14 protein-coding genes are annotated in these 12184 nt (G+C 45.9%); 4 read left to right on the top strand and 10 right to left on the bottom strand.

The genetic code is table 11. The features are described from left to right. Nucleotides 1–4: 4 nt before the first annotated feature. Complete coding sequence (locus tag FTU55_RS07025) at nt 5–430, top strand: MerR family DNA-binding protein (protein WP_005179057.1); 426 nt, start codon at nt 5–7, stop codon at nt 428–430. Here the strand turns inward: FTU55_RS07025 and arsH are convergent. Genes arsH through FTU55_RS07005 form a run of 4 tightly spaced genes read right to left on the bottom strand, consistent with a single transcriptional unit; the run spans nt 411 to nt 2963 of the window. After that, a complete protein-coding gene (gene arsH, locus FTU55_RS07020) occupies nt 411–1115 on the bottom strand; it encodes an arsenical resistance protein ArsH (protein WP_034598177.1) in 705 nt (234 codons plus the stop codon). The two genes, FTU55_RS07025 and arsH, sit on opposite strands and share 20 nt — an antisense overlap. Then, on the bottom strand, nt 1115–2164 hold the full coding sequence (arsB, locus tag FTU55_RS07015; RefSeq protein WP_160241168.1) for an ACR3 family arsenite efflux transporter: 1050 nt from the start codon (nt 2162–2164) through the stop codon (nt 1115–1117). The genes arsH and arsB overlap by 1 nt, the downstream gene beginning before the upstream one ends. A 3-nt stretch (nt 2165–2167) precedes the next feature. Further along, a complete protein-coding gene (locus FTU55_RS07010; RefSeq protein WP_016659186.1) occupies nt 2168–2641 on the bottom strand; it encodes an arsenate reductase ArsC in 474 nt (157 codons plus the stop codon). Between the two features lie 4 nt (nt 2642–2645). After that, on the bottom strand, nt 2646–2963 hold the full coding sequence (locus FTU55_RS07005; protein WP_005179068.1) for a metalloregulator ArsR/SmtB family transcription factor: 318 nt from the start codon (nt 2961–2963) through the stop codon (nt 2646–2648). A gap of 84 nt (nt 2964–3047) precedes the next feature. On the opposite strand from FTU55_RS07005, the gene arsC reads away from it, so the two are divergent. The 3 genes from arsC (at nt 3048) to FTU55_RS06990 (ending at nt 5270) form a co-directional block, all read left to right on the top strand. Beyond that, a complete protein-coding gene (arsC, locus tag FTU55_RS07000) occupies nt 3048–3476 on the top strand; it encodes an arsenate reductase (glutaredoxin) (protein WP_180046611.1) in 429 nt (142 codons plus the stop codon). A 144-nt stretch (nt 3477–3620) separates the two neighbouring features. Then, entirely contained in the window at nt 3621–5012 is a 1392-nt protein-coding gene (gene yegQ, locus FTU55_RS06995; RefSeq protein WP_180046609.1) for a tRNA 5-hydroxyuridine modification protein YegQ, read from the top strand. Between the two features lie 3 nt (nt 5013–5015). Next, complete coding sequence (locus FTU55_RS06990; RefSeq protein WP_127799989.1) at nt 5016–5270, top strand: YfhL family 4Fe-4S dicluster ferredoxin; 255 nt, start codon at nt 5016–5018, stop codon at nt 5268–5270. A gap of 136 nt (nt 5271–5406) precedes the next feature. Here FTU55_RS06990 and ahpF read toward each other — a convergent pair whose 3' ends face one another. The 6 genes from ahpF to glyA form a co-directional block, all read right to left on the bottom strand. Beyond that, a complete protein-coding gene (gene ahpF / locus FTU55_RS06985) occupies nt 5407–6972 on the bottom strand; it encodes an alkyl hydroperoxide reductase subunit F (RefSeq protein ID WP_171431727.1) in 1566 nt (521 codons plus the stop codon). 200 nt (nt 6973–7172) lie between these two features. Next, nucleotides 7173–8087: a hypothetical protein gene (locus FTU55_RS06980; RefSeq protein ID WP_180046607.1), complete on the bottom strand. Its 915-nt coding sequence runs from the start codon at nt 8085–8087 to the stop codon at nt 7173–7175. Nucleotides 8088–8130: 43 nt separating this feature from the next. After that, entirely contained in the window at nt 8131–9264 is a 1134-nt protein-coding gene (locus FTU55_RS06975; RefSeq protein ID WP_045794839.1) for a toxic anion resistance protein, read from the bottom strand. Between the two features lie 20 nt (nt 9265–9284). Then, nucleotides 9285–10073, bottom strand: coding sequence for a tellurium resistance protein (locus FTU55_RS06970; RefSeq protein ID WP_104470294.1), 789 nt, complete (start codon nt 10071–10073; stop codon nt 9285–9287). 231 nt (nt 10074–10304) lie between these two features. Beyond that, entirely contained in the window at nt 10305–10709 is a 405-nt protein-coding gene (gene rnk / locus FTU55_RS06965; RefSeq protein ID WP_005179090.1) for a nucleoside diphosphate kinase regulator, read from the bottom strand. 165 nt (nt 10710–10874) lie between these two features. After that, nucleotides 10875–12128 carry a serine hydroxymethyltransferase gene (glyA, locus tag FTU55_RS06960; protein ID WP_005179092.1) on the bottom strand — a complete coding sequence of 418 codons (1254 nt, stop codon included), beginning with the start codon at nt 12126–12128 and terminating at the stop codon, nt 10875–10877. Between the last annotated feature and the right edge of the window lie 56 nt (nt 12129–12184).

The following is a 12184-nucleotide window of genomic DNA, read 5'->3' as shown; positions in this document are numbered from 1 at the left end:
AGTCATGGCACATTATCTGATTCGGGATTTGGTCAAAAAAACCGGTCTGAGTGCAGACACGGTGCGTTTTTATGAAAAGAAAGCGCTCATCCAACCCACCTTAAGGGCCGAAAATAATTATCGTTATTATGATGATGACACCTTAAAACGGCTAATTTTTATTAAACGTTGCCGCGCACTGGATTTATCCTTAAAGGAAATTGAAACCCTGATTGCGCTGGAACAGCAGCCCGATCAGGACTGTCAGGCGGTAAATGAACTGCTCGATCATCATTTAGTACAGATCGAAAGCAAAATTGCCGAGTTACAGCATTTTCAGCTGCAACTGCAGCAATTACGGCAGTCTTGCAATGCCCGAACCACTATCGACCATTGCCAGATTTTAAAACAGCTAGAGGCCGATGAAACGCCTAAATCGACTTCTGATTAACCCGTTTCGACAGTTCCGCAGCCGATTCCTTGCGCTCGGAATAACGGTTGGTCAGATAGCTGGCCTGCCCGCGGGTCAATAAAGTGAACTTGTACAGCTCTTCCATGACATCGACAATCCGGTCATATAAGGAAGAGGCTTGCATACGTCCAGCTTCATCAAACTCCAAAAAGGCTTTCGGAATCGAGGACTGGTTCGGGATGGTGATCATCCGCATCCAGCGCCCTAAAATACGCATCTGATTCACCGCATTAAAGGACTGCGAACCACCACTAACCTGCATCAGTGCCAGAGTTTTACCTTGGGTCGCACGAATGGCACCGGCAGCTAAAGGAATCCAGTCAATCTGTGCTTTCAAAATAGAACTCATGGCACCATGACGTTCCGGGCTGCACCAGACCATACCTTCTGCCCAGGCCAGCAATTCATGCAATTCCTGAACTTTAGGATGTGAAGCATCACCATCTTCCGGCAATGGTAAACCTTTGGGATGGAAAATTTTAACTTCGGCACCGAAGTGCTCCAGAATCCGGCCGGCTTCCATCACCGCCAAACGGCTATAGGAACGTTCGCGGTTTGAACCATACAGCAATAAAATTCGCGGCGGATGCGGCAATGCTCTGGCCTGAACCTGCTCAAAACTCGGCTGTTCAATTAAGTCTACATCAAGATTGGGAAGTGACATCATCCACCTGTTCCATCATAAAATTTACGTTTCAGCCACAGCGAGACACTCACCAGGGCAATTAACACAGGCACTTCCACCAGCGGGCCAATAATGGTGGTAAATGCCACCGGTGAGGCCAGACCAAAGGTTGCAATCGCTACCGCCAAAGCCAGTTCAAAATTGTTGCCGGCCGCGGTAAAGGAAATGGCCGTGGTACGTGGATAGTCATTGCCCATCCACTTGCTCATCAAGAAGCTGACAAAGAACATCAATACAAAATAGATGGTCAATGGAATGGCAATGCGCAGTACATCCATAGGTAACCCAACCACATCGGCCCCTTTCAGGCTAAACATGGCGACAATGGTAAACAGCAGCGCCAGCAGGCTAAGTGGACTGATTTTGGGAATAAAACGCTGCTGATACCAGTCCAGTCCTTTGTTTTTCACCAGAATCAGCCGGGTCAGAAAGCCCAGCAAAAACGGAATGCCCAGATAGACCAGCACCGCATGGGTAATGGTCCAGAAACTGACATCAATCACCTGACCGGCCACACCAAAATAAGGCGGTAACACACTTAAGAACAACCAGGCATAGGTACTGAAAAACAGAATCTGGAAAATACTGTTAAAGGCCACCAAGGCAGCGACATACTGGTTATCGCCACAGGCCAGATCATTCCAGACCAGTACCATGGCAATACAGCGCGCCAGTCCAATCAGAATCAGGCCAGTCATATATTCCGGATAATGCTGCAGGAAAATCAGTGCCAGTGCGAACATCAAACACGGTGCAATCAGCCAGTTTTGTACCAGCGACAACAGCAGCGTGCGTTTATCCTGAAAAATCTGCGGTAAAGCGGCATAGTCCACTTTGGCCAGCGGTGGATACATCATCAGAATCAGGCCAATGGCAATTGGTAAATTGACATTGCCCATACTCATCTGGTCCAGACTGCTCGACACCTGCGGGAAATACACCCCAATGCCAATTCCGAGTGCCATGGCAATAAAAATCCACAGCGTCAGGTTGCGGTCTAAAAAGGAAAGTTTGCGGGTGCTGGCCATGACTTACTCGATATGGGAAATATTGTTGATGGCTGCAATCAGTTCGGGACGGGTCATCTGCTCAGGCTGTAACGCAAACAGTGCATCCAGACGCTTGTTGATATGCGCGACTGTTTCTAAAAAGGCCTGCAACTTGGCCGCTTCCGGCAAATCCAGATGCGATGGATCGGCAAGTCCCCAATGCGCTTTAATCGCGCCGCCCAAATACAAAGGACAGGCTTCTTGGGCAGCCGCATCACATACGGTAATCACCACATCGGGCTGATACTGCTCACAGTCATCAATACTTTTACTGGAGAGCCCTTCAGTCGACAGGCCCAGATTTTCCAGCGTCTTTAACGTCAGTGGATGGACACGACCGGTCGGTTTGCTGCCGGCGCTATAGGCTGTCCAGCCTTCTGGAGCACGACTGTTAAATAACACTTCAGATAAAATGCTGCGGCAGCTATTTCCGGTACATAAAAAGAGGAATTTCATGGTTTTACTCACAATAACTTGAAAGCGTTGCTGTCAGCGAATTCATCGGACTGACATCTTGCTCCGCGATAATATTCAGCACACTCACTGCCCACTCGGGTAAATCTGGATTCAGGCGGTAATACACCCACTGCCCCTGACGCTGGTCCAGTAAAACCGATAAATTTCTCAGCAAAGCCAAATGACGGGAAATTTTAGGTTGGCTTAAATTTAATGCCTCGGTCAGCTCGCAGACACAAATATTCTGTTTGGCCAGCACCAGTTTCAAAATATCCAGACGGGTCGGATCGGACAGGCATTTAAAAAAATCAGTTTGATTCATACAGCTTCCCCATATTTATACTTGCGAATATACGCATATCCATATATAAAAGCAATATTCCTCTTTTACCTGAGTTTTAGCATCATGGCAGCTCCAATTAAAATCTTTCACAATCCTGACTGCGGCACTTCGCGCAACACTTTGGCCTTAATCCGTAATACCGGACAAGAACCTGAAATTATTGAATATTTAAAAAATCCACCAACAGCCGAAGTGCTGGCTGACATGATTCAGCAGGCCGGTTTAAGTGTACACGAGGCGATCCGTCAAAATGTAACGCCGTATGAAACCCTGCAACTGGCTGAGCGTGATCTGAGCGATGCAGAACTGATTGCCCTGATGGTACAACATCCACTGCTGATTAACCGTCCTTTTGTGGTGACTGAACGCGGCGTTAAACTGTGCCGACCTTCTGAACTGGTACTGGATTTACTGACCCAGCCGCAGCTCAAGGCCTTTCGTAAAGAAGATGGTGAACTGGTGATTGATGAGCACGGTCAGCGTGTCAATTAACCATTTTTCCTCTCGCCTGCTGCCGCTCATCTCTCAGCGCTAGCAGGCTGAGTGCCTGATAATCCCGAGTTTTTTACTAGGTTGAATCGAAAAATTTTATCCCTACAATAAAGCCACAATTTTTTTATGCCTTTTTGATTGATCATGCATCTTCATCCCGTTACCGAACTTCTCTCTCCTGCCGGTTCTTTAAAAAATATGCGCTATGCCTTTGCCTATGGAGCAGATGCCGTGTATGCCGGGCAGCCGCGTTATAGTTTGCGTGTCCGGAATAACGAGTTTGATCATGACAATCTGGCTATTGGCATTAAAGAAGCACATGAATTAGGCAAAAAATTCTATGTGGTGGTCAACATCCAGCCGCATAACTCCAAACTGAAAAACTTTATCCGTGATCTTGAGCCAGTCGTGGCCATGCAGCCTGATGCACTAATCATGTCTGATCCGGGCCTGATCATGATGGTGCGTGAACACTTCCCGCACATGGACATCCACCTGTCGGTACAGGCCAATGCGGTCAACTGGGCTACGGTCAAGTTCTGGAAAAATATGGGCCTGACCCGGGTGATTCTGTCGCGCGAACTGTCCATTGAGGAAATTGAAGAAATCAAAACCCAAGTTCCCGATATGGAAATTGAGGTCTTTGTACATGGTGCCCTGTGCATGGCCTATTCCGGCCGCTGCATGCTATCAGGCTATATGAACAAACGCGATGCCAACCAGGGCGCCTGCACCAATGCCTGCCGCTGGGAATACAAAGTGCTGGATGCCGCCGAGGATGAAACCGGTGATGTAATTCCGGTAAAAAATCTGGATGCAGGCGGTTGCTCGCAAGATGCTGATGCGCTCCACATGCAAGCCCAGCACCAGTTTAATGAACCGGTGCTGTTACAACGCAATGAAGAAGATATGTTTGCCGCCGAAGAAGATGAGCACGGCACCTACTTCATGAACTCCAAAGATTTACGTGCGGTCCAACACGTAGAACGTCTGACCAAAATTGGCGTACATTCACTGAAAATTGAAGGCCGCACCAAATCCTATTTTTACTGCGCCCGTACCGCGCAAATTTACCGTAAAGCGATTGATGATGCTTTAGCCGGCAAACCGTTCGATCCATCCTTGATGACCCAGCTCGAAGGTCTGGCCAATCGCGGTTATACCGAAGGTTTCCTGCGCCGCCATGTGCATAGCGAATATCAAAATTATGAAAATGGCTCATCCAGTTTTGATCATCAGCAATTCTGCGGCGAAGTGCTGGAGCGCAATGGCGACTACATTAAAATTGATGTCAAAAACCGTTTTGTCGTGGGTGATTCTTTAGAACTGATGACCACCAAAGGCAATATCAGCTTTATCCTCACCGAAATCAAAGACAAAAAAGGCAATTCAATTGAGGAAGCCAAAGGCTCTGGTCATATTGTGGAAATTCCGGTCCCGGCTGATGTCGATATGCGCTATGCCCTGCTGATCCGTAATTTACCGAACTCCACTGCTGATATTTCAGCATCATCCTTGGCCTATCAGGCAGGTTAACTCATGGCGCTGCTGATTACCGATAAATGCATCAATTGTGATATGTGCCTGCCGGAATGTCCGAATGATGCCATTTATGAAGGCGACAAAATCTACGAGATTGATGTCAGCCGCTGCACCGAGTGCGTTGGTTTTTATGATCATCAAACCTGTGTTGCGGTATGCCCGATTGAATGTATTGTGCCGCATCCTGAGCATCGGGAAAGTCAGGAAGAACTGACTGAGAAGTTCAAGCGCTTAAACTTGCTTCATCCCTAAAACTGGGGTACAACAAAAAAAGGAACTGAGCTGTTAGCGATCTCAGTTCCTGTAAAAAAAACAATAACTATTTTTTGATATTTTACCGCATATAGGGCCTGGGTATTGGGGAACTCAGGCCCTATTCTAATTTTACTTACTGTCCAGAACGGATGATGTAATCAAAGGCAGACAACGATGCTTTCGCGCCTTCACCTGTGGCAATAATAATCTGCTTATATGGGACTGTAGTACAGTCACCGGCAGCAAATACACCTTTGACGTTGGTTTCGTTGCGGTCATTAATCACAATTTCACCACGATTGCTCAGCTCAACTGCTGTTTCTTTCAAGAAATCGGTATTTGGTAACAAACCGATCTGTACAAAGATCCCCGCCAGTTCAACCGTGTGCTCTTCATCTGTTGCACGGTCTTTATATTTCAGCGCTGTCACTTGTGAACCATCACCCACGACTTCTGTTGAAAGTGCATTTTTGATGACAGTGGTGTTGGGCAAGCTGTTCAGTTTGTCTTGCAATACCTGGTCCGCACGTAATTTGGTATCAAATTCTACTAAGGTTACATGCTCAACAATACCGGCCAAGTCAATTGCGGCCTCTACACCCGAGTTACCCCCACCAATGACTGCAACACGTTTGCCTTTGAATAAAGGACCATCACAGTGCGGGCAATACGCCACACCACGGGTACGGTATTCTGCTTCACCTGGGACATTCATCTCTCTCCAGCGTGCACCGGTTGAAAGCACCACAGTTTTCGATTCCAGCTTGGCACCGTTTTCCAAGGTCACTTCAACTAAACCGTTGGCTGTTTCATCTGCACCTTTAATGTCAGATACACGTTGTAGGTTCATGATGTCGACACCGTATTCACGTACGTGTGCTTCCATTTCAGCGGCAAATTTTGGACCTTGGGTTTTCTTGATTGAAGTGAAGTTTTCAATGTCCATGGTGTCCATCACCTGACCACCAAAACGTTCCGCCACGATACCGGTGTTAATGCCTTTACGTGCTGCATAAATCGCTGCAGTGTTTCCAGCAGGTCCACCACCAATCACCAGTACATCAAAGGCCGCTTTGGCATTTAACTTTTCAGCTTCTTTGGCTGCAGAGTTGGTGTCTAATTTGGCAATGATTTCTTCCAGTGTCATACGACCCTGACCGATGTGGTTACCGTCCTGGAATACCATCGGTACTGCCATGATCTTACGTTCTTCCACTTCATCCTGGAAGAATGCACCATCAATCATGGTGGCAGTAGTACCCGGGTTGTAAATCGCAATAAGGTTCAATGCTTGCACCACGTCTGGACAGTTATGGCAGCTTAACGATACGAATACATCAAAGTCCGATTGGATACCCAAGTCTTTAATAGAAGCTAATACTTCATCAGACACTTTTGGTGCATAGCCCGAAGTTTGTAACAATGCCAGAATCAAAGAGGTGAACTCATGGCCCATTGGCAAACCTGCGAAGAATACACGCGGTTGCTCACCGGCTTTGGCGACACCAAAGCTTGGTGCACGTTTGTTGTTACCATCGAAGCGTGCAGTCACCTGATCAGACAGGGCGGCAATTTCAGTTACCAGTTCTTTGATTTTGTCTGATTTGTCAGAAGCATCTAAAGTGGCCACTAATTCGATTGGACCTTCAAGGCGTTCTAACAAGGCTTTTAATTGGGCTGTAGTATTTTGATCTAACATTGCTAACGTCTCCTAAGGAGTCAAATTTTTCAATACCGCTATCATAGGCCAAATTTAAAAATAGATAAAACAGTTTGTTTTTATATTAATGATCGTTTTTATAAATTATTATCTTTTATGGATAGATTAATCTAAATTGTAACAACGCGATAGAAATCATCTACCAGAAAAAGGCTCCCACAGAAGCCTCATCATCAGCATTAAAAAATCCGCTGCTCAATTCTTAATGCCCGCTTTTTAAAACTTTGTGCCAACACAAAGAAAATCAGGCTGAAAATGGCTGACACAATCGCCACTGCAATCACCAGAATCTGTACAAACTGACTTAAACGCTCGGCTTGAACCACCTGTTTATTCACGCTTTCTGCCATTGGGGTCAGGGTTTTGCCATAAACCTGTTGCTGCATTGACCAGAGCTGTTCCGGTTTAAAGCCATACTGAATAAAATCCGGATTCTGCTGCTCGGCCTTCACCAGATTCAACACATGCGGAATGGCTGCGGCTTTATCCGGTGGCTGATGCAACAAAGCGGTTTGCGCCAGTAAATAGGATTTGACTGGTGTATCCAGCGGTGCATCTGCCAGATAACGCGCCAGCTCACTTTCTGCCAGCTGCTTGTCGTAATAGACAATTTTTTGCTGCGCATCATAGTCATCATTTTTCAGGTCATATTGCAGATAGGTCAGACCTGACCACAGCATGATAAAGGCAATTAACCAGCCGACAAACTTCAGGATAAAGGACTGAAAGCGCACATAGAAAAAGCGGATTTTCTTGAGAAAATGCACCACAAAAAAGGCGCCAATAAACGACAGCAATAATTTCAGAAACAGCCAGCCAAACCAGGACAACAGCCCCAGAAAATAATCCGGTTGCTGTTCTAAAATCGCCAGGTTTGCATCAACAGTTAAAGGAATGTGCAGCTGTTCGACCTGCGTGGTCAGGCCAAAAAAGCCATAGACAAAATCTTGCTGTACAAAAAAAGCAATAATGGAGGCAATGAACACCGTGCTGGAGGTTATACCCAGCAACATCAGATTGCGCTGGCGCTTTTTCAGCGCCAGCACACCGCTATTGATGTGCTCGGTCGGTACCGCATAATCATCTAAGGGCAATGTATTCTCCTTACGTTTGCAATACTCCCGAGCCAGCGTTTACTCAGGAAGGATTGGAACCGCTCGAACTTGATTCAAGCACCAGATGATTCAGGTTATCTTGCAGCACACGTAAACGCGTGGTTGCTTCGGCACGCTTTTGCATTCCCTCTTTTTGCACCTGAATCACATCATTGACTGTTTTAATGAGGGTGTTTTGCACATGTTCAAGCGTTTCAATATCAATCACTGAACGCTGGTTGGCCTTGGCGGTATCGACCGAGTTCTGATGCAGCAGGTCGGCATTACGGCGTAGCAGCTCATTGGTGGCATCATCAATACTGTTGGCCAGCTGCACACTGTTCTTTTGCTCATTTAAGGAAATTGCCAGACTAATCTGGTTTTTCCAGGCCGGTAAGGTAATGTTTTTAATTGCATAAAACTTGTCGACCAGCATCAGGTTATTGGACTGGATAATCCGGATCATTGGCAGGGTCTGCATGGCCGATTGCTGCAACACCTGTAAATCACTGACGCGTTTTTCCAGATTATTGGCCAGATGATTTAAATCATAAACTTTCTGGGTGGTACTCTGGTCCTGCTCCTGCGTGGTTAACTGGCCAATCTGCTGTTGGATTTCCTGCTGTTTGAGCTGGCCAGCGGCAATATAAATCCCTAGCTGTTTATATTCTTCCTGCACGCCTTCAAACATTTTATCCAGGGTATCGACACGGGTTTTTAAGCCGTTTTGCGAGGTTTCAATTTCCTTGACCAGTACATCAATCTGTTCTTTGGTGCTGTTAAAGTGCTGGTCAAAATTCTGCTTGGCACCTTTAAACTTGCTGATCAGGCTACCAAAAAAACCGGAGCTTTTCGATTTGTTGAGAATACTGCTGGTATTTAACTGCTGCGCCACCTGTACCACCTGATTCAGCTTTTGCCCGGTCGCATCCAGATCTTTATTCTGCACCAGATGAAGCAGTTCATCAGTATAAGTCGAAGTTTTGGTGGCAATATTTTTCCCATATTCCGCCACCGAATTATGGCTTAAGTCGGCCAGTTCTTTACGCGCGGCCATGACCTCATTGAAATCGGATGGCTGCAAGCCAATTTCCTGTAAATTGAGCGCCTGGAATTTCTGCTGATTTTCTTCGGTTGTGGCTTCCACCACGGCATTTACCTGTTCAGGATGGGTCATACGTCACCTTATATTTGATTCTATTTAGAGCTGTTTTCGAGTGATTTTTTTAGCGTTTTAATCAGATTTTCCCGACTATTATCAAGCTTTTCCAGCTCACTTGTCGAGCTGCTTTGCTGACTTTGTTTGACATGATATTGCCAGGCCGGAATCAGCACCTGCTGCGCTTCCTTAAACCGGTCCAACAAGGTAAATGACAGCTGCTGGCTCAGCTGCATCTGGGTAATGGCAATATCATTACTCGCCTGCAGTGTGCGCAGTGTATTTATTTTTTTAGATAATCGTTCCGAGAAGTTATCTAAAGGATGTTGATGTTTCACAAAACTTGGATATTCAGTCAAAAATTCTTCAGCGGCGACAATATGCTGCGCCATCTGCTCTCTTAAGCCACGTAACTGCTGAAAACGCGCTTGAGATTTCTGAATTTCGATCTGTAATTTCTGGCTTAAATGATTGGCCTGATCGAGTAAGCGGTCCAGCTTTTTATAATATTCCACCTGACTGGAACCATATTCCAGATCAATCCCCAGCCATTTTTGCAGCGCATTAAATTTGCGTTTTTTCAGATATTTTTTGGAATCCGCCAGCATGCGGATCAATTCTTCAATGGTTTGACTGAGCTGCTGGGTCATGTGCGGATCAATCCCGTTTAACAGCACTGCCTGCGACTGAATAAGGGCATCGGCATAATGATTTAATTTGTACTGGTCATTTAATACCGGCACCAGCTCATGACGCTTGATCGAGAGAATGGTATCCCGGTTCAGCTCCAGCTCTGTTAATGGTTCTAACACATCTATTTGCGGCATAACATCATCAGCTTGATCAAATCATTTTTTATACTAAGACTTTTATATAAAGCAAGCTGTAGCTTTTTGCAAATGCAGTAAAAGCGGAATATTTAAAATTAACAATATTTTACTGATCAATGACAGAGAGTGAATCCTCTCCTTTTCGCGCATACTTATCAAATTTTTAAGCCAAACTGCAAAGACACAAAAGCCCTCAACTGAGGGCTTTAATTTTTCGCGCAGCGGAGATTATAAATAATCACCTTCACGTTCCGGCTGATACAACACTTTATCAATACGGACTTTCATAATATGACCATCCGGTTGTGGCCATTCAATTTCCTGCCCTTCAGCCAGCCCTAAAATAGCCGCCCCGACAGGTGCCAGTACATTGACCTGGCCTTTATCGCCACGGAAGTCATGCGGATACACCAGCGTAATTTCGGTTGGTTCCGGGAAAGGTGCGATGGTCACCAGCACGCGGGCATTCATGGTCACCACATTGCTTGGCACATCTTGCGGTGCAACCACTTCGGCACGCGCCAGCTCATCTTCCAGATGTTCCATGGTCGGGGTAAGTTTAGACTGATGTTCAAGCATGGTTTCTAAACGGTGCAAGTCTTGTTCAGACAAAATAATTGTCGGTTTATCCATTCTTTGTTCCTTTATCATTATCAGCCAAAAATAAAAATAATTGATCTATTTCACAAGTGCTATGCAACTGTTATAGCAGAATTTAATCCGGCTGAATAATTGCAATTTGTTTTTTAGCACCTATAAAAAAAGCTCCCTTGAGGGAGCTTTTTCTCAAGTGCGGGCTTATTTCGCGTAAACCGGGAATTTCGCGCAAACAGCTTCAACTTTTGCTTTGACATCAGCAATTACAGCTTCATCCCCTTTGCTGTCCAGGATGTCAGCAATCCAGCCAGCCAGTTCACGTACTTCAGCTTCGCCGAAACCACGTGTGGTTACTGCTGGTGTACCAATACGGATACCAGAAGTGACGAATGGAGAACGTGGATCGTTTGGTACAGAGTTTTTGTTCACAGTGATGTGAGCAGCACCTAACCAAGCATCCGCATCTTTACCGGTGATGTCCTGTTTAATTAAAGATAACAGGAACAAGTGGTTTTTCGTACCGCCAGATACCACATCGTAACCGCGTTCGATTAACACTTCAGCCATCGCTTGTGCGTTTTTCACCACTTGTTGTTGATAGGCTTTGTATTCAGGCGCCATTGCTTCTTTAAAGCAGATTGCTTTTGCAGCAATCGCGTGAACCAGTGGACCACCCTGGTTGCCTGGGAACACAGCAGATTGTAATTTCTTCTCGATTTCTTCGTTGGCTTTAGCCAGGATTAAACCAGAACGTGGACCACGTAGTGTTTTATGGGTAGTGGTTGTAGTGACGTCAGCAATTTGTACCGGGTTCGGGTAAACCCCTGCAGCAACCAGACCAGCCACGTGTGCCATATCCACAAACAGGTAAGCGCCTACTTTGTCTGCGATGTCACGGAAACGCTGCCAATCTACGATTTGGCTGTATGCAGAGAAACCAGCAACGATCATGCGTGGTTTATGTTCTAAAGCCAGACGTTCAACTTCTTCATAGTCGATTTCGCCAGTTTCAGGGTTTAAACCGTACTGAACCGCGTTATATGTTTTACCAGAGAAGCTAACTTTTGCACCGTGAGTCAAGTGACCACCGTGAGCCAGGCTCATACCCAAAACCGTGTCGCCCGGGTTCAGTAATGCTAAGTAAACTGCAGAGTTTGCTTGAGAACCTGCGTGCGGCTGAACGTTAGCATAGTCAGCACCAAAGAGTTCTTTAGCACGGTCAATAGCCAATTGTTCAATAACGTCTACATATTCACAACCGCCGTAATAGCGTTTGCCTGGGTAGCCTTCTGCATATTTATTGGTCAGTTTTGAACCTTGAGCTTCCATTACTGCAGGTGAGCAATAGTTTTCTGAAGCGATTAGCTCAATATGCGCTTCTTGACGCGCATCTTCATTAGAGATTGCTTGAGCTAAATCTGGATCAAAGTCAGCAATAGAGATATTGGCAAACATTAGCGAGGTCCTATTCATGTAGGGCTTTTAAGCCGTGCTAAGATTGGCGCATATTG

Source organism: Acinetobacter sp. YH12117 (assembly GCF_013418865.1).
Lineage (GTDB): Bacteria > Pseudomonadota > Gammaproteobacteria > Pseudomonadales > Moraxellaceae > Acinetobacter > Acinetobacter indicus.
The sequence above is the reverse complement of the archived record's forward strand: the minus strand, read 5'-3'. Positions and strand labels throughout refer to the sequence as shown.

What these genes read in the sequence shown, in the direction of transcription:
- FTU55_RS07025 (WP_005179057.1), top strand. Translation starts at nt 5, where the DNA reads ATGGCACATTATCTGATTCGGGATTTGGTCAAAAAAACCGGTCTGAGT.
- arsH (WP_034598177.1), bottom strand. Translation starts at nt 1,115, where the DNA reads ATGTCACTTCCCAATCTTGATGTAGACTTAATTGAACAGCCGAGTTTT.
- arsB (WP_160241168.1), bottom strand. Translation starts at nt 2,164, where the DNA reads ATGGCCAGCACCCGCAAACTTTCCTTTTTAGACCGCAACCTGACGCTG.
- FTU55_RS07010 (WP_016659186.1), bottom strand. Translation starts at nt 2,641, where the DNA reads ATGAAATTCCTCTTTTTATGTACCGGAAATAGCTGCCGCAGCATTTTA.
- FTU55_RS07005 (WP_005179068.1), bottom strand. Translation starts at nt 2,963, where the DNA reads ATGAATCAAACTGATTTTTTTAAATGCCTGTCCGATCCGACCCGTCTG.
- arsC (WP_180046611.1), top strand. Translation starts at nt 3,048, where the DNA reads ATGGCAGCTCCAATTAAAATCTTTCACAATCCTGACTGCGGCACTTCG.
- yegQ (WP_180046609.1), top strand. Translation starts at nt 3,621, where the DNA reads ATGCATCTTCATCCCGTTACCGAACTTCTCTCTCCTGCCGGTTCTTTA.
- FTU55_RS06990 (WP_127799989.1), top strand. Translation starts at nt 5,016, where the DNA reads ATGGCGCTGCTGATTACCGATAAATGCATCAATTGTGATATGTGCCTG.
- ahpF (WP_171431727.1), bottom strand. Translation starts at nt 6,972, where the DNA reads ATGTTAGATCAAAATACTACAGCCCAATTAAAAGCCTTGTTAGAACGC.
- FTU55_RS06975 (WP_045794839.1), bottom strand. Translation starts at nt 9,264, where the DNA reads ATGACCCATCCTGAACAGGTAAATGCCGTGGTGGAAGCCACAACCGAA.
- FTU55_RS06970 (WP_104470294.1), bottom strand. Translation starts at nt 10,073, where the DNA reads ATGCCGCAAATAGATGTGTTAGAACCATTAACAGAGCTGGAGCTGAAC.
- rnk (WP_005179090.1), bottom strand. Translation starts at nt 10,709, where the DNA reads ATGGATAAACCGACAATTATTTTGTCTGAACAAGACTTGCACCGTTTA.
- glyA (WP_005179092.1), bottom strand. Translation starts at nt 12,128, where the DNA reads ATGTTTGCCAATATCTCTATTGCTGACTTTGATCCAGATTTAGCTCAA.